Here is a 25093-nt window from a genome sequence, read left to right as displayed (position 1 = left end):
TTATGGATAAAAAACTAGAACCTTATTATTTAAGTGCGGAAACGGCATTATCTATAGTGTCTAAAAAATTCAACATAAAAATTGACATCAAAGAGGATGATATAAATTTAAGATTTAAAAAATACGACAGAAATAACACTGATGACTCTATACAAATGAAGAATTTCTTTTTGTCGTTAGGGCTTTCTCTACAGGATATATTATTTAATAATGGTGAGGATTTACTAAATGAGCCTATGCCGATTTTACTATTAACACCAGAAATGAAGTGGATGGTGTGTGTGAGTGGCGGGCAAAAAATAAAGTTGGTAAACGCGCGCGGTGAACTCTGTTATGTTGAAATTGAAGATGAATATTTAAAAGAGTTATCTGCATTTAGTATACTACCTTTAAATAAAGTTGTTGATAGTATAAGAGTAAAAAATATCATAAAAAACTCTTTATCGATGAACAAGATTTTTTATACTAAATACTTCTTTTCATCTCTTTTTATGGCAATTTTTGCGTTAACTATCCCAGTATTTAGTAATCTGTTCTATGATAAGCTTGTTCCAAGTGCTTCGGTTTCATCTTTATTTGGCGTGGCTATAATTGTTGCTGTATTTATTGTTTTTGAGTTTATCCTTCGTACTTCGAAAGATATTTATCAGTCTATCACAGCAAGGCAGGATGACGTCGATATTGATATCGCATTTCTTGAAGCGGTACTTTATAGTAAAAAGAAAAATGGCAGATCCATGTCATCAGCATTTGTGCTATGGAATGAGTTTCAAAAAATTAAACCCGTTTTATTAAACTCGATCTTTCAACGTATAGCCGATATTCCAATATTTATTATATTTCTCATTGTTATATATGTAAATTTAGGTCTGGTCGTTATTGTCCCTGTTACCATGTTTATCGTCTCTATTATTATTTCCCTCGTTAACCACCATTATACTAATGAGTTAATGAACAAACAAAAAGAAGGACAGAAGAACAGGAATATTTTTATCTCAGAAGTTTTCTTATCTATTAAAATGATCCATACCTTAAATAATCAAGGTTTACTTTTTGATTGGGTCAACACATCAAATGAACAGTCGTATCTTAACCTGAAGATAAGGAAATTAAATCTTATCTATCAATCTATATTGGGGAGTATGTCATCTATTACCCAAATAACTATTATGGTAATAGCCTTTTTTATGGTAATCAAGGGTGATGTTACCACTGGCGCAATTGTTTCATCTGTCATTGTCTCTGGCCGTATTTCCGGGATCATTTCGAATTTTTCTTCTACATTAATCTCTATTTTATCAGCAGAAAAAACCGGTAAGGATCTGCTTTCTTTTTTTGATGAAGATCAGGCAGAAAAAACACCGGCATTACAGTCAATATCAAAGTGCAATGGCGATATCTCTATCCGGGGCGTGAGTTATCAGTATGATGCTCAATCTCCGATGATTATTAACCGACTGTCTATAGACATACCTGCGGGGCAACGTGTCGCGGTGGTAGGCGAATGCGGAGCAGGAAAAAGCTCATTACTGGGAATGCTATCTGGCTACCTTTCGCCAACAGACGGTGCCATTTTATATGATGGATATAACTTAGGACATTTATCGCAGAACTTTTTTTCTCAGCATTTAAGTGTGGTGACGACACATGATGTTTTATTCACCGGAACCATTGAAAGTAATTTCGCGTTAAAACCGCAAAACGACAGGGGCCGGGTACTCAAGGCGCTTCATCTGGCGAACTGTGGTTTTATCTTGCAACATCCTATGGGGCTGAAGTTTCCGGTGAATTTTATGGCTAAAAACCTGTCATCCGGACAGCAGCAGCAGTTATTATTAGCACGTAGTCTGAGCAGTAACGCCAGCGTCTTTTTATGGGATGAACCAACATCAAATCTGGATGAGAATACCGAGAAGCAAATTTTTGATAACTTAGATGAGTTTATTCATGGGAAAACGTTGATCATGGTGACGCATCGTCGATATCTGATAAAGTATTTTGACCGGGTTCTGGTAATGAAAGGTGGAAAAATAATCCGTGATTGTTCTCCGGATAAATTATTAATGTAAAATAAGCAGCGCTTGTCGCTGTTATCAGGTGGTACTGCTTAATAAAAAAGACCCGTTGCACAAACGGGTCTTTTTTGTCATTTAACGAGTCGGCAATGTCTTCAATAAGTTTAGCTCGATTCTGTTAGGGCTATTCCACTTGCCATTTTTGGATAACCACACCTGGCGGCCCTCATCAACGGCAATGCGAGGGACGTGATGGTTCGCAAGGCTACCCCTGGCGCGCGGTTCCGCGTTGAGATAACCGGTGGGCGACTTCAGCGGCAGCGATGGCGTATCAGGTCAGCACCATCGGCCATTCTGGCGGGGTCTGGCTCATCGTTTCGACCATTACGGCTTCAATGTTATGCCAGATCGCAGCGAGATCCATCATGGTAATACCGAGTAAGCCGGTGGCAAACCAGCAGGCGGATACCACGCCCAGACCGCTACTGATCACCGCCAGACCAATATAATCTGATTTACGGAAACGGATATTGAGCGTGCTGGCTAAAAACATGAGCACGGCGCTCAGCAGTTGCCAGCGGAGAAGAACGACACCAGTGGTTATGGCAGCCATGAAACATTTCCTCTGAATAGACCTTTGTCCAGGACAGCACGGCGTTGTTCCCGGGAAACGTGGGACATTCTGGCTATCAACGGACGTCACATCAACATCGAATGAAACATTGTTTCTGTTTCATTGTTTTTGTGAACTATATCACAAAAACAGGCTTATTCGCCAGATCGGCAATGTATTTTTTGTGCGTTTTATAACCTTATTTTTTGTGTGACTTCTGTGCGTCCGTAGAGAAACTGCCGGAAAGCAAAGATGTATTATTACTACTCTTTTATTTTTTTCGTGAAATTCAGACCTGATAAAAATATCAAGTTATTTATCAAAAGAAAGGAGTAAAGATGTATACCCCATCGTTTACTTGAGTATAAATCTGATATTATCAAAAATATTTAGCGTCCTGCCTGGTATGCGAAAGAGATTGCGCGTAGTTATTAATGATAAATGTTGATCGGTAAAAGTCTGTTGCTAATATTGATAAATTCATGCACCGTAAACCTCCATTTGGTTCACGTCTTATTTTGCCAACAATAGTCACAAATAATGCAGGGAAATAGGCTGAAAATGAGTCAAAGCACACGACGCAAGGTGTTGAGATTTCTCGGAACGATCATTGTGGTGTTACTTCCTGTATTGCTGGCGATCTGGTTTGCTCATATCCGGGCAGTCTCTGAAACTAGAAATCAGTTACATTCATTTGCGCAGTTGGTATTAGATAAAACGGAGCGGGTTATCCTGCAAGCAGATTTAGCCCGCGATGCCGCTGAACAATATCAGGGGCAAGCCTGTACGCCAGCCCATCAACAGCGAATGCTGAATATTATCCGCGGTCGTTTGTACATTAATGAGTTGATTTATGCTAAGGGCCAGCGTTTTCTATGCTCTACGGTTATGACGCCAACAAGTCCTTATTTTATTCCCCGCGCTGACTATAAACGAAAGCCTGACATCGCTATTTATTACTATCGTGATACGCCTTTTTTCAACGGTTATAAAATGACATATATGCAGCGGGGAAACTATGTCGCGGTTATCAATCCCTTATCTTATAGCGAGGTGATGTCAGACGATCCGGCGTTGGCCTGGGGAATGTATGATACGGTGACCAACACCTTTTTCTCCCTGAGTGAACAGGCGCAGGCTGATCAGCTATTACCTTTGGTACGACGGAGTGAACCTGTGTTCCAACAGGGTGAGCGTTTCTATACTCTGGTTAAATCAGCAAAACGACCGGTTGCCGCGATTGTGTCAACCTCAAAGCAACGCTTTTACCAGAACCTCTTTCATCAGCTTACGTTAACGCTACCGTTAGGGATCATCTGTAGCTTTATCGTCTTATTTATGTGGTCACGATCCCGGCAGGCATATTACTCACCGCGTCGATTGCTGCAACGGGCCATTACCAGGCACCAGCTTTGCCTTCATTATCAGCCGATCATTGATATCCAAAACGGGACATGTGTAGGTGCCGAAGCGCTATTGCGTTGGCCGGGCTATCACGGTCCGGTGATGAGCCCGTGCGAATTTATTCCGCTGGCGGAAAAAGAGGGGATGATTGAGCAGATCACCGATTATGTCGTCGAAGAGGTATTTAATGATTTAGGTGGTTTTCTGGCCGCGCACCCGCATCTTTATGTCTCTATCAATCTCTCTGCCGCTGATTTTCTCTCTTCCCGGCTAATTGTGATGATTCATGAAAAAACGCGTCAGCATTCAGTGCTTGCGCAACAGATAAAGGTTGAAGTGACCGAGCGCGGATTTATTGATGTGCCTAAAATGACGCCGATTATTCAGGCGTTTCGCCAGGCGGGATACGAGGTGGCAATTGATGACTTTGGTACCGGCTATTCGAACTTGCATAACCTGTACTCATTAAATGTCGACCTTTTAAAAATTGATAAATCTTTTGTCGATACGCTAACCACTAATAGCGCCAGCCATTTGATTGTGGAACATATTATTGAAATGGCGCAAAGTTTGCGGCTAAAAATCATTGCTGAGGGGGTTGAAACGGCTGAACAGGTTAGCTGGTTGCTAAAACGCGGCGTGCAGTATTGTCAGGGATGGCACTTTGCGAAGGCGTTACCGCCGCAGGAATTCATCGCCTGGCTACAACAAACGCCCGCGCCTCTGACGATACGCGGGCAGACGCCCTACAGGCGGTGACGGTAATCGCTGGGAGTGCGATCGAACTCGCGGCGGAATACACGCGAGAAGGTTTGCTGCGATACATAGCCCAGGTCCATCGCGATATCAAAAATCGGGCGCTCGGTCGTTCGTAGCTCAACGGCCGCCAACAGGAGACGGCGCTGGCGAATATACTCGCCTAATGTTTGATGCGTTACCGTACGAAACATCCGCTGCAAATACCACTTGGAGTAGCCCGATTTTTTTGCCACCACATCAATGTTTAGCGGTTGGTCGATATGTTCATCAATCCATTCGATAAGGGTCTGAATTATCTGCTGATGCGACATATTGTTGCCTCTTAAACAGTATTCGATTCGTCGTTTTGTCTGCGGGCGAGTATAATTCCTCAAGTTAACTTGAGGTAAAGCGATTTATGGAAAAAAAATCTCCCCGTTTAAAAGCCTTACTGACGCCGGGGGAAGTTGCGAAACGTAGCGGTGTTGCTGTGTCCGCCCTGCACTTCTATGAAAGCAAAGGGCTAATTACCAGTATCCGCAATAGCGGTAACCAACGGCGATACAAGCGTGACGTGTTGCGTTATGTCGCGATTATCAAGATCGCCCAGCGTATCGGCATCCCGCTGGCAACTATCGGCGACGCGTTTGGTATCTTGCCGGAAGGACATACGTTAAGCGCGAAAGAGTGGAAGCAGCTCTCCTCGCAGTGGCGCGAAGAGTTAGACCGACGTATTCATACGCTGGTGGCGTTGCGCGATGAGCTGGACGGTTGTATCGGCTGCGGCTGTTTATCGCGTAGCGACTGTCCGCTGCGAAATCCAGGCGACAGGCTTGGCGAACACGGGACGGGTGCCCGGCTGCTTGAAGATGATTAACATGCACTCGGCCATCGGGCTGAGTTCACCTAAAACTAAAGCGCCGCTAAGGGCGCTTTAGTTTGTTTCCGGTCTTTGTCTTTCGCTCTATCCCGCTGATTACAGGAGGGTTTCCCCCGACGTCAACACCCCTCATATCGAGCACGTGGTGGAGGTTCCGGTTTGTGTTGATACTGTAAGTGTAAGCGACGACGCCCTGTTCGCCAGCGAAATGCTCATTTTTTAGCCGAAATTTTTACGGCAACTGCCATAATTTTCTATAGTTAGTTGGCATACCTTACAGGAGACAGCCATGCTGACGGTGCACCATTTAAATCAGTCTCGTTCGCAGCGCATCCTCTGGGCGCTGGAAGAGCTGGCGTTGCCTTACCAGATTGTGCGTTACCAGCGTGAAAAGACCATGCTGGCGCCGCCGACATTGAAAAAAGTGCATCCGCTGGGCAAGTCTCCGGTTATCGAAGATCACGGTATGGTTATTGCGGAATCGGGCGCCATCCTGGAATATTTGCAGGACACTTACGACAGTATCGGACGCTTTAAACCTGCGGATGCGCAGGGGAAACAACACTATCGATTCTGGCTACATTACGCTGAAGGTTCGCTCATGCCCTTGCTATTGATGAGATTGCTCTTTACCTCTCTGGGTAAACCGCCGGTACCATTGGGCCTGCGAACGTTGGGCGGCGTTATCGGTAAGGGCGCGCAAAAAGCGTACCTCAATCCGCAACTGGAAACCCATGCGCGCTTTATTGACGGGCATCTGGCAAATCACCCCTGGTTTGCCGGAGAGCAGTTAAGTATGGCGGATATCCAGATGAGCTTCCCGCTATTTGCGCTGCTTGCCCGAGGCGGGATCGCTCATCTCGACCATATCAACGCATGGAAAGCGCGGGTAGAAATGCGTCCAGCCTGGCAGCGAGCGATTCAGCAGGGCGGTCCGTTTACCATTCCCGGCGGATAATGGCGTTTTTGTGAGCAGATTGCGCAACGTATTTGCTAACAGCGATGCGAAAAATTGTTGCTGGATTGCGCAGGGACGATAACGTTTGCGCATCGTCTGGCGATTTATTGAGCATACTAAGCAGAAAAGCATAAAAAGCGGCAAAGTTCAGTTGAAAAAGCGTTGATGATCGCTGGGTAATCGTTTGCTTTTTTTTGCCACCCGTTTTGTATACGTGGAGCTAAACGTTTGCTTTTTTGCGGCGCCCCGGTTGTCGTAAATGTAGCACAAGGAGATAACGTTGCGCTGTTAGTGGATTACCTCCCACGTATACCGACGAATAATAAATTCTCAGGGGATGTTTTCTATGTCTACGCCTTCAGCGCGTACCGGCGGTTCACTCGACGCCTGGTTTAAAATTTCACAACGCGGGAGCACCGTTCGCCAGGAAGTCGTTGCTGGCTTAACCACGTTTCTCGCGATGGTTTACTCCGTCATCGTGGTGCCAGGGATGCTGGGTAAAGCCGGGTTCCCGCCTGCCGCCGTCTTTGTAGCGACCTGCCTGGTCGCAGGCGTCGGCTCTATTGTTATGGGGCTATGGGCGAATCTGCCGCTGGCTATCGGTTGTGCTATCTCGTTGACGGCGTTTACCGCGTTTAGCCTGGTCCTGGGGCAGCATATTAGCGTCCCGGTCGCGCTTGGCGCCGTATTCCTGATGGGCGTACTGTTTACCGTTATCTCCGCCACCGGCATTCGTAGCTGGATTTTGCGTAACTTGCCACAGGGCGTGGCCCACGGAACCGGTATCGGTATTGGCCTGTTTTTGTTGCTGATTGCCGCCAACGGCGTCGGCCTGGTCATTAAAAACCCGCTGGATGGCCTGCCGGTCGCGCTGGGCGATTTCGACACCTTCCCGGTGATTATGTCGCTTGTAGGGCTGGCTGTTATTCTCGGTCTGGAAAAGCTGAAAGTCCCCGGCGGCATTCTGTTGACCATTATTGGCATTTCTATTGTGGGTTTGCTCTTCGATCCTAACGTCCATTTTTCCGGCATTTTCGCCATGCCTTCGTTGAGCGATGAAAACGGCAACTCACTGATCGGCAGCCTGGATATTATGGGCGCGTTAAACCCTGTCGTTCTGCCAAGCGTACTGGCGCTGGTGATGACGGCGGTGTTTGATGCGACCGGCACGATCCGTGCGGTCGCAGGGCAGGCTAATCTGCTGGACAAAGACGGACAAATTATCGATGGCGGCAAAGCGCTAACCACCGACTCCCTGAGTAGCGTTTTCTCCGGCCTGGTCGGGGCGGCGCCAGCCGCGGTGTATATCGAGTCTGCGGCCGGTACGGCGGCGGGCGGTAAAACGGGCCTGACGGCGATTACCGTGGGCGTGCTGTTTTTGCTGATCCTGTTTCTTTCGCCGCTCTCTTATCTCGTTCCCGTCTACGCAACCGCCCCGGCGCTCATGTATGTCGGTCTGCTGATGCTGAGTAACGTGGCGAAAATCGATTTTGCTGATTTCGTCGATGCGATGGCGGGGCTGGTAACGGCTGTATTTATTGTACTGACCTGTAACATTGTCACCGGGATTATGATCGGCTTTGCCACGCTGGTCGTCGGGCGTCTGGTTTCCGGCGAATGGCGTAAGCTGAATATCGGAACTGTCGTCATTGCGGTCGCGCTGGTCGCTTTTTATGCCGGCGGTTGGGCTATCTAGTTCTGCCTTCATTCTGAAAAACGGGCGGCGTTGGTCGCCCGTTTTCATTTTCAGGACACATCACGTTACCTTTTGCGTTAATCTGAAGAAGGTGAAACCGAGGCATGATGCCTCTCTCCATCATAAAAAACATCGCAAACAGGGAACGCATGGAAATTTTCTTCACAATACTCATCATGACCCTTGTGGTCTCGCTGTCGGGGGTATTTACGCGTGTATTACCCTTCCAGCTTCCTTTACCCCTTATGCAGATCGCCGTTGGCGCGCTGTTGGCGTGGCCGACGTTTGGTTTGCATGTGGAATTCGACCCGGAACTCTTCCTGGTGCTGTTTATTCCGCCGCTGCTGTTTGCGGATGGCTGGAAGACGCCGACTCGTGAATTTCTTGAGCATGGACGAGAGATTTTCGGGCTGGCGCTGGCGCTGGTCCTGGTAACGGTCGTGGGAATCGGCTTCCTGATTTATTGGCTGGTGCCCGGCATTCCGCTGATCCCCGCCTTTGCGCTGGCCGCCGTGCTGTCGCCGACCGATGCGGTAGCGCTCTCCGGAATTGTGGGCGAGGGGCGCATCCCGAAAAAAATCATGGGCATTCTGCAGGGAGAGGCGTTAATGAACGACGCCTCCGGTCTGGTATCGCTGAAATTCGCCGTCGCGGTGGCGATGGGGACGATGGTCTTTACCGTCGGCGGCGCGACGCTGGAATTTTTTAAGGTCGCTATCGGCGGTATTCTGGCGGGTTTTGTGGTCAGTTGGCTGTATGGCCGCTCGCTGCGTTTTTTGAGCCGCTGGGGCGGCGATGAGCCCGCGACGCAAATCGTCCTGCTGTTTCTGCTGCCCTTCGCGTCTTACCTGATTGCCGAACATATTGGCGTCTCAGGCATCCTGGCCGCGGTTGCCGCCGGGATGACCATCACCCGTTCTGGCGTAATGCGCCGCGCGCCGCTGGCAATGCGTTTGCGCGCGAACAGTACCTGGGCGATGCTGGAATTTGTCTTTAACGGTATGGTCTTTCTGCTGTTGGGACTGCAATTGCCGGGTATTCTGGAATCTTCGCTGGCGGCGGCGGAAGCTGACCCGAATGTCGAAACCTGGATGCTCTTTACCGATATCGTGCTGATTTATGCGGCATTGATGCTGGTTCGCTTCGGCTGGCTGTGGACCATGAAAAAGTTCAGCCTGCGCTTTTTGAAGAAGAAACCGATGGAGTTCGCCAGCTGGACGTCGCGTGAAATTCTGATTGCCTCCTTCGCTGGCGTTCGTGGGGCGATCACCCTGGCTGGTGTGCTCTCTATACCGTTACTTTTGCCGGATGGTAGCGGATTTCCGGCGCGTTATGAACTGGTATTCCTGGCGGCTGGCGTCATTCTGTTCTCGTTATTTGTCGGCGTGATCATGCTGCCGCTGCTGTTGCAACATCTGGAAGTCGCCGATCATGCGCAACAGTTGAAAGAGGAGCGTATCGCCCGCGCGGCGACGGCGGAAGTGGCGATTGTCGCCATTCAGAAAATGGAAGAGCGTCTGGCGGCGGATACCGAAGAAAACATCGATAATCAGTTGCTTACTGAAGTAAGCTCGCGTGTCATTGGTAACTTGCGTCGCCGTGCCGATGGGCGAAACGATGTCGAAAGCTCCATACAGGAAGAAAACCTGGAGCGACGTTTCCGTCTGGCGGCGCTGCGTTCCGAACGCGCCGAGTTGTATCATCTGCGCGCCACGCGAGAAATCAGCAATGAAACATTGCAAAAGCTGCTGCACGACCTGGATTTGATGGAAGCGCTACTGATAGAAAATCAGTAGTCCTTGTGGCCCGGTGGCGCCATGCTTACCGGGCCTACAAGTAGGCCGGATAAGGTGCTTGCGCCGCCATCCGGCAAGGGTTTTAACCCATGGTTTACGGTTGTTTCAGCCAAAACCCTTCGCAACAGGTTAACCATGCCCGGGCGCTGTGCGACAGATACACGCCCTCTCGCCAAATCATGCCCAACTGCCAGCGGAGATCGCTTTCCAGCGGTAGCCAGCGCAGCGTGGCCTTATCCAGACGCTGACAAATCGGCTCCGGCAAAATGGCGATGCCGACGCCCGCTTGCACCATGGCGGCGAGAAAATCCCATTGCCCGCTGCGCACGGCAATCCGTGGTTTTACGTCATGCTGGCTAAATAAGGTCATCAACTGGCGGCTCAGGGCAAAGTCTTCGTTATAGATAAGAAGAGGATGCTCCGCCAGAGCTTCAGGCGCGATGGAGTCGCAGGTTGTCCACTGACCGGAACGGGGAACCAGCACGCACAGCGGATGGCTGAACAGCGATAACGTCGTCAGCCCGCTCGCTTCTTCCACCGGGAGCGCGGTCATCGCAACATCCAGCTCGCCATTCATTACCGCCTGCTGTACCGTCAGGCCGCCAAACTCCGAAATTTTGAGTTCAACGCCAGGGTAGCGTTGTCGAAACAAACTGATTGGCCCGGCCATCAACATGCCGACCATCGGGGGAATACCCAGCCGCAGCACGCCCTTATTGAGATGGTTAATATCGCTCAACTCAGCCTCTAACTGGCGAAACTCAGCGAGGATCGCCAGACCGCGTTCAAACACCACGCGTCCGGTATCGGTCAGCAATAACTTACGTCCGTCGCGGATCAGTAGCGTACAGTTAAGCTCATCTTCAAGATTCTTCAGCATCTTGCTAATGGTGGGCTGGGTGACAAATAACTTCTCCGCTGCGCGGGTGAAACTTTGCTGGCGCACCACCTCGACAAAATAACGCAGCGTTCTGATATCCATGATTATTCCTTCCGACTATGCCTGCAATGATTTTAATTCATTTCTGCCCGTGACGGAGGTTCTCTATACTGGCGCTCCGTATTATTTTTCAGGACATTCCCTCATGGCTGTGGCGATAAGCCGCGTTACGCCTGCCGTTGTGCAACGACTCCAGGTACCGGTTCAGGTACTGCTCTATGCAGGTTTATTCATTTTTTCCCAATATCTTGTCTCCTGGCTGCACCTGCCGTTGCCCGCGAATCTGGTCGGCATGGTGCTTATGTTGGCGCTGATCGTTTGCCGGATTATTCCGCTTAGCTGGGTACGCGCAGGCGCACGCTGGCTGCTGGCGGAGATGCTGTTATTCTTTGTTCCCGCCGTCGTGGCGGTAGTGAACTATGCCCATCTGTTACTGGTGGACGGCTGGCGCATTTTCTCGGTGATAGCGATCAGTACCTTAATGGTACTCGGCGCGACGGCGTGGGTGGTGGATAAAGTGTATCGCTATGAGATGAGTAGGCTAAACCGTGAATAACGTTCAGTTAAGCGTACTGTGCCTGGTGATTACGCTGGGAATTTACTTCGCCAATAAGCGTCTGTATCGCCGTTTTCGCAAATTGCCGTTGATGCCATTAGTGTTGACGCCGGCACTGCTGGTGTTAATGCTGGTGTTCGGTCATATCTCCTGGCAAAACTACATTGGTGAATCGCACTGGCTATTGTGGCTGCTCGGCCCGGCGACTATTGCCTTTGCGGTGCCGGTGTACGATAACCTCGCGATTATCAAACGTCACTGGATGTCGCTCACCGCGGGCGTAGTGACGGCGACGGTGGTGGCGGTCACCAGTTCCGTTTGGCTGGCGCGTCTGTTCACGTTATCGGATGAGATTCAGCGTAGTCTGGCGGTACGTTCCGTTACCACGCCATTTGCGCTGGCGGCGGCAGAACCCCTGGGCGGGCAGCCAGATCTGGTGGCGCTGTTCGTGGTCGTCACTGGCGTGTTTGGCATGGCGGTCGGCGACGCGCTATTTTTGCGTCTCTCTATCCGGGAAGGCATGGCAAAAGGGGCAGGATTCGGCGCGGCGTCACATGGGGCGGGCACGGCGCGTTCCTATGAACTTGGTCAGCAGGAGGGCGTCGTCGCCAGTCTGGTCATGATGCTGTCCGGCGTGGTGATGGTGCTGGCAGCCCCGCTGGTGGCGAGGGTGATGTTCTGATTTTCCTCCGACCCACAGGGCCGGAGGAAACGGTAAGATTAATGCGCACGCCCTTGTTGTACGCCGAATCCCGTTTGGGAGCGGATAAACTGAGCGCGGAACTGCTCACGTTCACGGTTGCCTTCTGCCGAGTTATCGGTGGCCGAGAAGAACCAGATCCCCAGGAACGCCACGCTGATAGAGAACAGCGCCGGATACTCATACGGGAAGATCGCTTTTTCGTGGCCGAGGATCTGCACCCAAATGGTAGGGCCAAGAATCATCAGCACCACCGCTGTCAGTAAACCTAACCAGCCGCCCAGCATAGCGCCGCGCGTGGTCAGTTTTGACCAGTACATGGAAAGCAGAATGATGGGGAAGTTGCAGCTCGCGGCGATAGCAAACGCCAGGCCCACCATAAAGGCGATGTTCTGATTTTCAAACAGGACGCCGAGGATAATGGCGATCACGCCCAGCACCAGGACGGTGATTTTCGACACCTTCAGCTCTTCACGTTCGGTTGCGCCTTTGCGGAACACGTTAGCGTACAAGTCATGCGACACCGCCGATGCGCCCGCCAGCGTCAGACCGGCGACCACCGCCAGAATGGTGGCAAACGCCACTGCCGAAATAAAGCCGAGGAACAGGTTGCCCCCTACCGCGTTGGCCAGATGTACCGCCGCCATGTTATTGCCGCCAATCAGCGCGCCCGCCGCATCTTTATAGGCGGGATTCGCCCCCACCAGCATGATAGCGCCGAAGCCGATAATAAAGGTCAGAATGTAGAAATAGCCCATAAAACCGGTGGCATAGAACACGCTCTTGCGCGCTTCGCGGGCATCGCTGACCGTAAAGAAACGCATCAGAATATGCGGCAAGCCGGCGGTGCCGAACATCAGTCCCAGACCCAACGACAACGCCGAAATCGGATCTTGCACCAACCCTCCTGGGCTCATAATCGCCGTGCCTTTCGGGTGTACCGTCATGGCTTCGGTAAACAGATTATTGAAGCTAAAGCCGACGTGTTTCATCACCATAAAGGCCATAAAACTGGCACCAAACAGCAACAGGACGGCTTTGATAATTTGCACCCACGTTGTCGCCAGCATCCCGCCGAACAGCACGTACATCATCATCAGCACGCCGACCAGCACTACGGCGATGTGATAGTTGAGGCCGAACAGCAGTTCAATCAGTTTACCGGCGCCGACCATTTGGGCGATGAGATAAAGCGCCACCACTACCAGGGAGCCACAGGCCGAAAGAATACGGATTGGCCCCTGTTTCAGGCGATAAGAGGCAACGTCAGCAAAAGTATAACGTCCCAGATTACGCAGGCGCTCGGCAATCAAAAACAGGATGATTGGCCAGCCGACAAGGAAGCCCAGCGAATAGATCAGCCCGTCATAACCGGAGGTAAACACCAGAGCGGAAATGCCGAGAAATGACGCGGCGGACATATAGTCGCCGGCAATCGCCAGGCCGTTCTGGAACCCGGTGATATTGCCGCCTGCGGTGTAGTAGTCGCTACGGGAACGTACGCGTTTAGAGGCCCAGTAGGTAATACCGAGCGTAAACACGACGAAAATCAAAAACATGATAATCGCCTGCCAGTTGGTGGGCTGGCGTTCAACCGCGCCGCTAATGGCATCCGCCGCATGAGCGGCGAAGGGGAGTGCGGCGGCAAGCGCCGTCAGAACTCTCTTCATAATGCTTTCACCTCATGCAGTACGGCGTTATTAAGACGATCGAATTCGCCGTTCGCCCGCCAGATATAAATTCCGGTTAACACAAAAGAAATCACAATCACCCCGACGCCAATGGGAATTCCTCGGGTGACGCTGGTTCCCGCATGTAGAGGCGTGCCCAGCCAGCCAGGCGCGAAGGCGATCAGTAAAATAAAGCTGATATAAACCGCCAGCATGATAACCGACAGAATCGTGGCAAACCGTTGCCGTTTTTCAACTAATTCCCTGAAACGCGCACTGTCTTCTATCCGCTGATAAATTTGGTCATTCATCACAGAGCTCTCCAGAGGTCCCCCTGCGTCTTTCGCGCTACAGGCGCGTTGGCCGCACTCGCGCGCCCCAGCCACATAGTGAACTATGCTGCTGCGGGTGTGCTCGCTTGCCGCCTTCCTGTAACACGAAATCCTTTGGGGGAGGTTTTTTTATATTTCCCTCTCCCGGTTTGAGAGAGGGCAGGGGTAGGGTCGTAGGCCGGATAAAACGCTTTCGCGTTGCCATCCGGCATTTATGGTTATGACGGCATCGCGATGGCCTGCTTCTCTTCGAGCAGTTTCTCCACCACGCCAGGATCGGCGAGAGTCGAGGTATCGCCCAGATTGCTGGTATCGCCCGCCGCGATTTTGCGCAAAATGCGGCGCATAATTTTGCCGGAACGGGTTTTTGGCAGTGAGTCGGTCCAGTGCAGCACGTCCGGCGTCGCCAGTGGGCCAATCTCTTTACGTACCCAGTTGCGCACCTCCGCGTACAGTTCTGGCGACGGCTCCTCGCCGTGGTTGAGCGTCACATAAGCGTAAATCGCCTGGCCTTTGATAGCGTGTGGAATACCCACCACCGCCGCTTCGGCGATCTTCGGATGCGCCACCAGCGCTGACTCGATTTCCGCCGTACCCAGACGGTGGCCGGAGACGTTTAACACGTCATCCACGCGACCGGTGATCCAGTAATAGCCGTCTTCATCGCGACGCGCGCCGTCGCCGCTGAAATACATATTCTTAAAGGTAGAGAAATAGGTCTGCTCAAAACGTTCATGATCGCCGAACAGAGTGCGCGCCTGGCCCGGCCAGGAATCGGTGATGACCAGATTGCCTTCCGTCGCGCCTTCTTGCGGATGACCTTCGTTATCCACCAGCGCAGGCTGTACGCCAAAGAAAGGACGGGTGGCGGAACCGGCTTTCAGTTCGATAGCGCCCGGTAGCGGCGTGATCATAAAACCGCCTGTTTCAGTCTGCCACCAGGTGTCGACGACCGGACATTTTTCCTTGCCGATCTTCTTCCAGTACCATTCCCACGCTTCGGGATTGATCGGCTCGCCGACGGAACCCAGAATGCGTAGTGAAGAACGGTCGGTGCCTTCAATGGCTTTATCGCCTTCCGCCATCAGCGCGCGGATGGCCGTCGGGGCGGTATAAAGAATGTTGACCTGGTGTTTGTCGACCACCTGGCACATGCGAGCGGGCGTTGGCCAATTCGGCACGCCTTCAAACATTAAGGTGGTCGCGCCGCAGGCCAGCGGGCCATACAACAGATAGCTGTGCCCCGTCACCCAACCCACATCGGCGGTACACCAGTAAATATCGCCAGGGTGATAATCAAAGACATACTTAAAGGTGGTCGCGGCGTAGACCAGATAGCCGCCGGTGGTGTGCAGCACGCCTTTCGGCTTGCCGGTGGAGCCGGAGGTATAAAGGATAAACAGCGGATCTTCGGCATTCATCGCTTCAGGCTGGTGCTCAGGGCTGGCTTTTTCAATCAAATCGCGCCACCACAGGTCGCGGCCTTCTTGCCAGTCAATGTCGCTACCGGTGCGCTTCAGGACGATCACATGCTCAACGCTAGTGACATTCGGGTTTTTCAGCGCGTCATCGACATTCTTTTTCAGCGGGATACTGCGTCCGGCACGTACACCTTCGTCAGCGGTGATCACCAGCCGCGAGCTGGAGTCGATAATGCGTCCGGCGACGGCTTCCGGCGAGAAGCCCCCGAAGATCACCGAATGCACCGCGCCGATGCGGGCGCAGGCCAACATTGCCACCGCCGCTTCCGGCACCATCGGCATATAAATCGCTACCACATCGCCTTTTTTAATGCCCAGATCCAGCAGTGTATTCGCGAAACGGCAGACATCGCGATGCAGTTCGCGATAAGAGATATGTTTACTCTGCGACGCGTCATCGCCTTCCCAGATAATGGCGGTGCGATCGCCATTTTCCTGCAAATGGCGGTCAAGACAGTTCGCCGCCAGATTCAGCGTGCCGTCCTCGTACCATTTAATCGACACATTGCCTGGCGCAAAAGAGGTGTTTTTCACTTTTTGGTACGGCGTGATCCAATCGAGAATTTTTCCCTGTTCGCCCCAAAACGTATCGGGGTCGTTAATAGACTGTTTATATTTAGTCTCATACTGCTCTGGATTTATCAGGCAACGATCCGCAATGTTGGCGGGAATGGCGTGTTTATGTGTTTGGCTCATGCTGTTGTTCTCCTTGTAGGATGTTAATAATATGTCGCATAAACGTTAAATGTAGGGTCTTAATAAGTTTTGTTTAGTATTTGGGCGACAGATCACGCAAAAAGGGAACTGTGCAAATAAGCAGCAATCTATTTTTTGATTGTGTCCCGCAAAATTAGATAAATTTTCGGGATAACATGACGTTATATGAAATTTTTAAAAAAAGTGATCCGTGTCCGGAAATCAGAAAAGAGAGGGAGTTTTGTCCAGGTTACTAACTCTAAAGTGGTATTTTACATACACTTACAATTGATTAAAGACAACATTTTAAGTGTGGTTATTTGTTACACATAGAGGAGAGCAATGTAATAACAGTATTTGTGCGGTTGCTGTTATGGAAAACGATAAAAAATCGCCATTAAAGATAATGGCGCAATCTGGATGAGACCTCTATGGCAAGGAAAACACTACGCGCACGCCGTTTCTTCAGCCTTATATTTCCTTTTTTCTTCATTACCTCTGTTTACGCTGATCAAACGCCTGTATCCGCAAAAACCGTTACTGTTGAAGCGAAAAATGAAACGTTCGCGCCTCAACACCCCGACCAATATCAGTCATGGAAAGCGACGTCAGAACAGTCTGCCCGTGAAGATGCGCTGGCGGAAGACCCTCGTCTGGTGATCCTGTGGGCGGGCTATCCCTTCTCCCGTGATTATAACAAACCACGCGGCCACGCGTATGCGGTAACTGACGTGCGCGAAACGCTGCGTACCGGCGCGCCAAAAACGGCGGAAGACGGCCCGCTGCCGATGGCCTGCTGGAGCTGTAAAAGCCCCGATGTCGCGCGCCTTATCCAACAAGAAGGCGAAGACGGCTACTTCCATGGCAAATGGGCGCGCGGCGGCCCGGAAATTGTCAACGATTTGGGCTGTGCCGACTGTCATAACACCGCGTCGGACGATTTCGCCCAGGGGAAGCCAGCGTTAACGTTGTCGCGCCCCTATGCTGAACGGGCGATGGAGGCTATCGGCAAACCGTTTGATAAAGCGGGACGATTTGATCAGCAATCGATGGTCTGCGGCCAGTGCCACGTGGAGTACTACTTTGACGGTAAAAACAAAGCCGTTAAGTTCCCGTGGGATGAGGGCATGAAGGTCGAAAATATGGAGCAATACTACGACACTATCGCCTTCTCTGACTGGACTAACTCTCTGTCCAAAACCCCAATGCTCAAAGCGCAGCACCCGGAATATGAAACCTGGAGCGCGGGCATTCACGGTAAGAACAACGTGACCTGTATCGACTGCCACATGCCGAAAGTACAGAACGCCGAAGGCAAGCTCTACACCGACCATAAAATCGGCAACCCGTTCGACAATTTCGCGCAAACCTGCGCCAACTGCCACACCCAGGACAAAGCGTCCCTGCAAAAAGTGGTCGCCGAGCGTAAACAGGCGATTCATGACCTGAAAATCAAGGTTGAAGATCAGCTGGTACATGCGCACTTCGAAGCGAAAGCCGCATGGGATGCGGGGGCGACAGACGCGGAAATGAAACCGATTCTGAACGATATTCGCCACGCGCAGTGGCGTTGGGATCTGGCGATTGCGTCACACGGTATTCATATGCATGCCCCGGAAGAAGGTCTACGGATGTTAGGCAGTGCGATGGATAAAGCCGCGGATGCCCGAACTAAACTGGCGCGACTGCTGGCGACCAAAGGCATTACCCATGAAATTCCGCTGCCGGATATTTCGACGAAAGAGAAGGCGCAGAAAGCGATTGGTTTGAATATGCAACAAATCAACGCGGAGAAGCAGGACTTCCTGAAAACGGTCGTACCGCAGTGGGAAGATCAGGCGCGTAAAAACGGTCTGTTAAGCCAATAACCCCATTCCGCCCCGTAAGGGGCGGATAACTCAACGGAGTGAATATGAGCGTATTACGTTCGTTATTAACTGCTGGGGTGCTGGCGTCAGGCCTGTTCTGGAGCCTGAGTGGAATCACTGCCACGCCAACGCCGCAGGAGTCGGATCAACGCTGGACGGTCACCCAGCAGCGTAATCCGGATGCTGCCTGTCTGGACTGTCACAAACCGGACACCGAAGGTATGCACGGTAAACATACGGGCGCTATCAACCCGAACAATAAATTGCCGATAACCTGTACCAACTGCCACGGCCAACCGTCGCTTCACCACCGTGAAGGGGTGAAAGATGTGATGCGTTTTAACGACCCGATGTATACGGTAGAGCAGCAGAACAGCGTCTGTATGTCCTGCCACTTGCCTGAACAACTGCAAAAAGCGTTCTGGCCGCACGATGTTCATGTTACTAAAGTGACCTGCGCCAGTTGCCATTCCCTGCATCCGCAGCAAGACACGATGCAGACGCTAAGCGATAAAGGGCGGATCAAAATATGCGTGGATTGCCACAGCGATCAGCGTACTAACCCGCACTTTAATCCGGCGTCCGTTCCGTTGCTTAAGGAGCAGCCATGAGTTGCACCCGACGTCAATTTATTACCCGCGTCGGCGCGCTGGCGGCGGTCAGTGGGATGGCAGGACGCGTTGTAGCGAACACGTTGAATATTAACGGCGTGCGTTATGGCATGGTACACGATGAGTCATTATGCATCGGCTGCACGGCCTGCATGGATGCCTGTCGGGAAGTCAACAACGTGCCGGAAGGCGTATCGCGCCTGACGATTATTCGCAGCGAGCCGCAGGGGACGTTTCCTGATGTGAAATATCGCTTCTTCCGCCACTCGTGCCAGCATTGCGACCATGCCCCCTGCGTTGACGTCTGCCCGACCGGCGCATCATTCCGCGATGCCGCCAGCGGTATTGTCGACGTGAACCCGGACCTTTGCGTCGGCTGCCAGTACTGCATTGCCGCGTGTCCCTACCGCGTGCGCTTTATCCATCCGGTCAGTAAGACGGCGGATAAGTGCGATTTCTGCCGGAAAACCAACCTGAAAGCGGGCAAACAGCCCGCCTGCGTTGAGTCATGCCCGACGAAGGCGCTGACGTTTGGTAATCTGGACGATCCCAACAGCGATATCTCCCGTTTGTTGCGGCAAAAAACCACCTATCGTTACAAGCTGGCGCTGGGCACAAAACCGAAGGTCTACCGCGTTCCCTTTAACTATGGGGAGGTGAGCCAATGACATCCGCTTCTGCATTTCATTTTGCATCACTGGTGTGGGACTGGCCCATCGCCATCTATCTGTTTCTGATTGGCATCTCCGCCGGACTGGTTACGTTGGCGATTCTGCTGCGCCGCTTCCATCCGGAGGCGGGCGGTTCGGACAGTACGCTGCTGCGCACTACGCTGGTGTTAGGGCCGGGGGCGATTATTCTTGGTCTGCTGATTCTGGTCTTCCACCTGACGCGGCCATGGACCTTCTGGAAGCTGATGTTCCACTACAGCTTTACCTCGGTGATGTCGATGGGGGTGATGCTGTTCCAGTTGTACATGGTAGTGCTGGTGCTGTGGCTGGCGAAAATCTTTGAAAAAGAGGTGATTGCCCTGCAGCAGCGTTGGCTGCCGCGGTTAGAGATCGTGCAGAAAGTGTTGGCGCTAATAACGCCGTTTCATCGCGCGCTGGAGACGTTAATGCTGGTGCTGGCGGTCCTGCTCGGGGCGTACACCGGCTTTCTGCTGTCGGCGCTGAAATCCTATCCGTTCCTGAATAACCCGATCCTGCCGGTGCTGTTCCTGTTCTCCGGCATCTCCTCCGGCGCGGCGGTGGCGCTGATCGCTATGGCGTTACGCCATCGTAGCAACCCGCACAGCACCGAGGCGCGCTTTGTACATCGCATGGAAACCCCAGTAGTATGGCTGGAGATCTTCCTGCTGGCGGCCTTTTTTATCGGGCTGGCGCTGGGCGATGACGGCAAAATGCGCGCGCTGGCGGCGGCGCTGGGCGGCGGATTCTGGAGCTGGTGGTTCTGGCTTGGGGTCGTAGGGCTGGGATTGATTATCCCGCTGCTGCTGAAGCCCTGGGCAAACCGTAGCGTCACGTTTCACGGCGTGCTGGCCGTTTGCGGCGCCAGTTTGACCGGCGTGTTGCTGCTGCGCTTTTTCATTCTTTATGCGGGACAGCTAACGGTTGCATAATCTGGACATCTTCCTTCCTGAAGCCGGATTTCTGGCGCTGTTGTTGAGTCTCGGGGTCAACGTGCTGACCCCGCTGGCGACGTGGTGCGGGATGGGGCTGCACTGGCGCGGCGTCATGCGCCTGACGACCTGCGGCGCGTGGACGGCGTTCACGCTGCTGCTACTGGCGTTTGCGATTCTGGTTAGCTGTTTTCTGACCAGCGATTTTTCGGTCGTTTATGTTGCGCAGCATAGCCATAGTCAGTTGTCATGGGGACTGAAACTGGCGGCGGTATGGGGCGGTCATGAAGGCTCGCTCCTGCTGTGGGCGCTGCTTCTTTCGGGGTGGACGGCGCTATTCGCCTGGCGCTCCCGGCATGAATCTGACGCGCTTTTTCCGCTGACCCTGAGCATCTTGTCCCTCATTATGGCTTCGCTGCTGCTATTTATTGTGCTGTGGTCCGATCCGTTCCTGCGTATTTTCCCTCCTGCCATGGAAGGGCGCGACCTTAATCCCATGCTGCAACATCTGGGGCTGATCTTACATCCGCCACTGCTCTATCTGGGTTATGGCGGCCTGATGACCGCGGCGAGCGTAGCGCTGGCCTCGCTACTGTGCGGCGGCTTTAACGCGGCAACCGCCTGGGTGTGCTGGCGCTGGGCGTTACCCGGCTGGTGCGCTCTGACGCTGGGGATCATTCTCGGATCGTGGTGGGCGTATTGCGAACTGGGCTGGGGCGGCTGGTGGTTCTGGGACCCGGTGGAAAATGCCTCGTTGTTGCCGTGGCTTGCCGCCAGCGCCTTGCTGCACAGTCTGTATGTCAGCCGCCAGCGCGGGAGCTTCCGTCACTGGTCGTTGCTGCTGGCGATACTGACGCTGATCCTCTCGTTGCTGGGAACGCTGATTGTGCGTTCCGGCATTCTTGTTTCGGTACATGCCTTTGCGCTGGATAACGTGCGCGCGGTGCCGCTGTTTATCCTTTTTGCCGCGTTAAGTCTGGCATCGCTTGCTCTGTACGGCTGGCGGGCGCGGGAGCCGTATCCGGCGACGCGTTTGGACGGCGGAAAGTGCGAAACGCTCATTCTGGCGACGCTGCTGCTCTTTAGCGCCGTCTTGTTGATCGTGCTGGTCGGGACGCTCTATCCCATGATTTATGGTTTGATGGGCTGGGGAAGGCTTTCGGTGGGCGCGCCCTATTTTAATCGCGTCACGCTGCCGTTTGGCCTGCTGATGCTGGTGGTTATCGTGCTGGCGACAATCAGAAGCCGCAAAGTCTCTGTGCATCGTCAGCTTCCGGCGTTGCTGGCGCATACGGGCGTATTTATCTTCGCCGCCGGGATCATGGTTTCCAGCGGCAGTCGGCATGAAATCAGCCTTAACCTCAGCCCCAGTCAGCAGGTAGTACTGGCGGGCTATACCTTTCGTTTCGAGCGTCTGGATCTGGAAGCCAAAGGCAACTACACCAGTGAAAAAGCGCGGATCACGTTGTGGCGGAATGAAAAACGCATTGGCAGCCTGCAGCCTGAAAGGCGCTTCTATGCCGCGCGTCGTCAACAGATGATGGAGCCGGGGATTCACTGGAACCTGCTACATGACTGGTACGCGGTGATGGGCGAAAAAACCGGAGCGGATCGTTACGCCATGCGCTTATACGTGCAGACCGGCGTGCGCTGGATCTGGGGTGGGGGATTGTTGATGGTGTGTGGCGCGCTGCTGAGCGGATGGCGAGGGAGGAAGCATCCTGAGTTATTGCCTGATGGCGCTGCGCTTATCAGGCCTACGAGTGAAAAGCATGGTAGGCCGGATAAGGCGTTTACGCCGCCATCCGGCAAGACGATGTTACTTGTGGCTTTTCTGATTTTTCTGCCTTTTAGCACCCACGCCCAGGTGGTGGATACCTGGCGCTTTGACAATCCACAACAGCAGGAAAAAGCGCTGTCTATTGCCGGTCAACTGCGCTGTCCGCAGTGTCAGAACCAGAATTTGCTGGAATCCAATGCGCCCGTGGCGGTCAGTATGCGCCATCAGGTTTACAGCATGGTGGCCGAAGGTAAAAGCGAAGCGGAAATCACCGCCTGGATGACCGACCGTTATGGTGATTTCGTACGCTACAACCCGCCGTTGAATGAGCAAACGCTGCTGTTGTGGACGCTGCCGTACCTGCTGTTATTGCTGGTGGGCGTGGTGGCCTGGCGGGTGAGAAAGCGTCAGCACGCAGGAGAGGGGGAACAATGAGCCAGTCTGAACACTCCACTGTGCCGTTACGTCCCATGCCCGTAAAGCGTCTGGCGGCTGCGGCGGTGTTGATGGTGGCTGCCTGTGTCGGCGGCTATCTGTTGACGCCGAAATGGCAGGCTGTGCGTAGCGAGCAACAGCGTCTGGCCGATCCGCTACGTGACTTTACGAACCCGCAAACGCCAGAGGCGCAGCTTTCCAGGCTGCAAGAAAAAATCCGCGCCAATCCGCAGGATAGCGAGCAATGGGCGCGGCTGGGCGAGTATTATCTCTATCGCAATGCGTATGACAATGCGCTGCTGGCATATCGTCAGGCGTTGCGTCTGCGAGGCGATAACGCGCAGCTTTTCGCCGCGCTGGCAACGGTGCTGTATTACCAGGCCGGGCAACATATGACGCCTGCGACGCGTGAAATGATTAATAAAGCGTTAGCGCTGGATGCGACAGAAGTGACCGCGCAGATGCTGCTGGCGGCGGATGCGTTTATGCAGGCGGATTATGCGCAAGCCGTGTCGCTGTGGCAAACCTTACTGGATGCCAACTCGCCGCGAGTGAATCGCACGCAGCTGGTAGAGGCCATTAATTTGGCTAAATTGTTACAAAATCGGCAGAAATAATTTTTTCTTTTTTGTGACTTTTGTCATGTGTGCTGTTTAAAAAAACGGCGAATGAGACACAGGTAAAAATTAATTACCTCAGTGTATTATTCGTTTTTGACGAAGTAAAAAACTTTCCATAACAAATAGTTATTCATCATTAACGCCATAAACTCGCGTTATTATGCATAAAAACAGCCAAAAGCCCTGTTATGAAAGGGTTGCGCAAGACGCTATGCAAATGATACTGATTATGCGCGTTAAAAAACTCTACAAACCAACGCAACACAAATCATACCCTTTCAGTATGTATTGCTCTCATGCTTTCGGCGGAGAGCAACGCTTCATCGAGGAAGTCTGTTGTTATGAAAAATTTGAAAGTCAGCCTGGCCTGGCAAATTTTGCTGGCTATGGTGCTGGGCATTCTGTTGGGCAGCTATCTGCATTATCACAGTGACAGTCGTGAATGGCTGATTGCCAACCTGCTGTCGCCTGCTGGCGATATCTTTATCCATCTGATTAAAATGATCGTCGTGCCGATCGTGATCTCGACTCTGATTGTCGGCATCGCCGGCGTTGGCGATGCAAAACAGCTAGGCCGTATCGGCGCCAAAACCATTCTCTATTTTGAACTGATCACCACGGTGGCGATTATCCTCGGCATTACGCTGGCGAATGTCTTTCAGCCAGGCTCAGGCATTGATATGTCGCAACTGGCGACCGTCGATATTTCGAAATACCAGAACACCACGGCGGAAGTACAAAGTCATGCGCATGGGCTGATGGGGACGATACTGTCGCTGGTGCCGACCAATATCATCGCATCGATGGCCAAAGGGGATATGCTGCCAATTATCTTTTTCTCGGTCCTGTTTGGGCTGGGGTTGTCATCCCTGCCGGCAACGCACCGCGAACCGCTGGTGACGGTATTTCGTTCCATCTCTGAGACCATGTTTAAAGTCACCCATATGGTGATGCGCTATGCGCCAGTGGGCGTTTTTGCGCTGATCGCCGTCACGGTGGCGAATTTTGGTTTCGCGTCGCTGTGGCCGCTGGCGAAACTGGTGCTGCTGGTACACTTTGCCATTATCTTCTTTGCGCTTGTAGTGCTGGGCATCGTGGCGCGCCTGTGCGGGTTAAGTATCTGGATTCTGATTCGCATTCTGAAAGATGAATTGATTCTGGCGTACTCGACCGCCAGCTCCGAGAGCGTACTGCCGCGCATTATCGAGAAGATGGAAGCTTACGGCGCGCCAGCCTCTATCACCAGTTTCGTGGTACCGACCGGTTACTCATTTAACCTCGACGGCTCCACGTTATACCAGAGCATCGCCGCCATTTTTATCGCGCAGCTATACGGTATCGACCTGTCGCTGTGGCAGGAAATTGTACTGGTGCTGACGCTGATGGTGACGTCGAAAGGGATTGCCGGCGTGCCAGGCGTTTCCTTCGTGGTGTTACTGGCAACGCTGGGAAGCGTGGGCATTCCGCTGGAAGGGCTGGCGTTTATCGCTGGTGTCGACCGTATCCTCGACATGGCGCGTACTGCGCTAAATGTGGTGGGGAATGCGCTGGCGGTGCTGGTGATCGCCAAGTGGGAACACAAGTTTGACCGCAAAAAAGCGCTGGCCTATGAGCGCGATGTGCTGGGCAAATTTGATAAGACCGCCCAATAACGGATTGCCGGATGGCGCTTTGCTTATCCGG

21 protein-coding genes are annotated in these 25093 nt (G+C 52.4%); 15 read left to right on the top strand and 6 right to left on the bottom strand.

Translation table 11 applies throughout. The features are described 5' to 3' along the window. Positions 1-2 precede the first annotated feature (2 nt). Positions 3-2069 (top strand): SPI-4 type I secretion system protein SiiF, encoded by a 2067-nt coding sequence (gene siiF, locus NA330_RS19060; protein ID WP_000358577.1) that lies wholly within the window; start codon positions 3-5, stop codon positions 2067-2069. A gap of 277 nt (positions 2070-2346) precedes the next feature. On the opposite strand, the gene NA330_RS19055 is transcribed toward siiF, so the two are convergent. Continuing rightward, entirely contained in the window at positions 2347-2628 is a 282-nt protein-coding gene (locus NA330_RS19055; RefSeq protein ID WP_000719058.1) for a YjcB family protein, read from the bottom strand. A gap of 561 nt (positions 2629-3189) precedes the next feature. Between NA330_RS19055 and NA330_RS19050 the strand changes: the two genes are divergently transcribed. After that, complete coding sequence (locus NA330_RS19050; protein ID WP_023242455.1) at positions 3190-4791, top strand: EAL domain-containing protein; 1602 nt, start codon at positions 3190-3192, stop codon at positions 4789-4791. Here the strand turns inward: NA330_RS19050 and soxS are convergent. Next, a complete protein-coding gene (soxS, locus tag NA330_RS19045) occupies positions 4779-5102 on the bottom strand; it encodes a superoxide response transcriptional regulator SoxS (protein ID WP_000019483.1) in 324 nt (107 codons plus the stop codon). The two genes, NA330_RS19050 and soxS, sit on opposite strands and share 13 nt — an antisense overlap. An 86-nt stretch (positions 5103-5188) precedes the next feature. Here soxS and soxR point away from each other — a divergent pair, with 86 nt between their 5' ends. The 4 genes from soxR (at position 5189) to NA330_RS19025 (ending at position 10100) form a co-directional block, all read left to right on the top strand. Further along, positions 5189-5647: a redox-sensitive transcriptional activator SoxR gene (soxR, locus tag NA330_RS19040; RefSeq protein WP_000412686.1), complete on the top strand. Its 459-nt coding sequence runs from the start codon at positions 5189-5191 to the stop codon at positions 5645-5647. Positions 5648-5939: 292 nt separating this feature from the next. Further along, positions 5940-6608, top strand: coding sequence for a glutathione S-transferase family protein (locus tag NA330_RS19035; RefSeq protein WP_001651253.1), 669 nt, complete (start codon positions 5940-5942; stop codon positions 6606-6608). Positions 6609-6954: 346 nt separating this feature from the next. Continuing rightward, positions 6955-8304, top strand: coding sequence for a guanine/hypoxanthine transporter GhxP (gene ghxP / locus NA330_RS19030; RefSeq protein ID WP_000106907.1), 1350 nt, complete (start codon positions 6955-6957; stop codon positions 8302-8304). A gap of 149 nt (positions 8305-8453) precedes the next feature. Further along, on the top strand, positions 8454-10100 hold the full coding sequence (locus NA330_RS19025; RefSeq protein ID WP_001536604.1) for a Na+/H+ antiporter: 1647 nt from the start codon (positions 8454-8456) through the stop codon (positions 10098-10100). Between the two features lie 94 nt (positions 10101-10194). Here the strand turns inward: NA330_RS19025 and NA330_RS19020 are convergent, their stop codons facing one another. Beyond that, positions 10195-11082, bottom strand: a complete 888-nt coding sequence (locus NA330_RS19020; RefSeq protein ID WP_000354962.1) for a LysR family transcriptional regulator — start codon at positions 11080-11082, stop codon at positions 10195-10197. A gap of 103 nt (positions 11083-11185) precedes the next feature. On the opposite strand from NA330_RS19020, the gene NA330_RS19015 reads away from it, so the two are divergent. Beyond that, positions 11186-11596 (top strand): CidA/LrgA family protein, encoded by a 411-nt coding sequence (locus NA330_RS19015; RefSeq protein WP_000257347.1) that lies wholly within the window; start codon positions 11186-11188, stop codon positions 11594-11596. Further along, positions 11589-12278 carry an LrgB family protein gene (locus NA330_RS19010; RefSeq protein ID WP_001067096.1) on the top strand — a complete coding sequence of 230 codons (690 nt, stop codon included), beginning with the start codon at positions 11589-11591 and terminating at the stop codon, positions 12276-12278. Before NA330_RS19015 ends, NA330_RS19010 begins: the two co-directional genes overlap by 8 nt. Before the next feature lie 38 nt (positions 12279-12316). Here NA330_RS19010 and actP read toward each other — a convergent pair whose 3' ends face one another. From actP to acs, 3 genes are all read right to left on the bottom strand, one after another. Continuing rightward, positions 12317-13966, bottom strand: coding sequence for a cation/acetate symporter ActP (gene actP, locus NA330_RS19005; protein ID WP_023242454.1), 1650 nt, complete (start codon positions 13964-13966; stop codon positions 12317-12319). After that, positions 13963-14277, bottom strand: coding sequence for a DUF485 domain-containing protein (locus NA330_RS19000; RefSeq protein WP_000999620.1), 315 nt, complete (start codon positions 14275-14277; stop codon positions 13963-13965). Before NA330_RS19000 ends, actP begins: the two co-directional genes overlap by 4 nt. Before the next feature lie 239 nt (positions 14278-14516). Continuing rightward, positions 14517-16475 (bottom strand): acetate--CoA ligase, encoded by a 1959-nt coding sequence (gene acs, locus NA330_RS18995; protein WP_000083877.1) that lies wholly within the window; start codon positions 16473-16475, stop codon positions 14517-14519. A gap of 431 nt (positions 16476-16906) precedes the next feature. Between acs and nrfA the strand changes: the two genes are divergently transcribed. The 7 genes from nrfA to gltP all read left to right on the top strand — a co-directional run bounded on the left by nrfA (position 16907) and on the right by gltP (position 25062). Then, complete coding sequence (gene nrfA / locus NA330_RS18990; protein ID WP_023203277.1) at positions 16907-18343, top strand: ammonia-forming nitrite reductase cytochrome c552 subunit; 1437 nt, start codon at positions 16907-16909, stop codon at positions 18341-18343. Positions 18344-18387: 44 nt separating this feature from the next. Next, entirely contained in the window at positions 18388-18954 is a 567-nt protein-coding gene (gene nrfB, locus NA330_RS18985) for a cytochrome c nitrite reductase pentaheme subunit (RefSeq protein ID WP_000115064.1), read from the top strand. Further along, positions 18951-19622 carry a cytochrome c nitrite reductase Fe-S protein gene (gene nrfC / locus NA330_RS18980; protein WP_001278025.1) on the top strand — a complete coding sequence of 224 codons (672 nt, stop codon included), beginning with the start codon at positions 18951-18953 and terminating at the stop codon, positions 19620-19622. Before nrfB ends, nrfC begins: the two co-directional genes overlap by 4 nt. Then, entirely contained in the window at positions 19619-20575 is a 957-nt protein-coding gene (nrfD, locus tag NA330_RS18975) for a cytochrome c nitrite reductase subunit NrfD (RefSeq protein WP_023242453.1), read from the top strand. The genes nrfC and nrfD overlap by 4 nt, the downstream gene beginning before the upstream one ends. Further along, positions 20568-22790 carry a heme lyase NrfEFG subunit NrfEF gene (nrfEF, locus tag NA330_RS18970; protein WP_023242452.1) on the top strand — a complete coding sequence of 741 codons (2223 nt, stop codon included), beginning with the start codon at positions 20568-20570 and terminating at the stop codon, positions 22788-22790. The genes nrfD and nrfEF overlap by 8 nt, the downstream gene beginning before the upstream one ends. Then, positions 22787-23407 (top strand): heme lyase NrfEFG subunit NrfG, encoded by a 621-nt coding sequence (nrfG, locus tag NA330_RS18965; protein WP_000083245.1) that lies wholly within the window; start codon positions 22787-22789, stop codon positions 23405-23407. The genes nrfEF and nrfG overlap by 4 nt, the downstream gene beginning before the upstream one ends. 344 nt (positions 23408-23751) lie before the next feature. Next, entirely contained in the window at positions 23752-25062 is a 1311-nt protein-coding gene (gene gltP / locus NA330_RS18960) for a glutamate/aspartate:proton symporter GltP (protein WP_000793278.1), read from the top strand. The last annotated feature ends 31 nt before the right edge of the window (positions 25063-25093 follow it).

It is taken from the genome of Salmonella sp. NW722, assembly GCF_051702785.1.
Classification (GTDB): domain Bacteria; phylum Pseudomonadota; class Gammaproteobacteria; order Enterobacterales; family Enterobacteriaceae; genus Salmonella; species Salmonella enterica.
The sequence above is the reverse complement of the archived record's forward strand: the minus strand, read 5'-3'. Positions and strand labels throughout refer to the sequence as shown.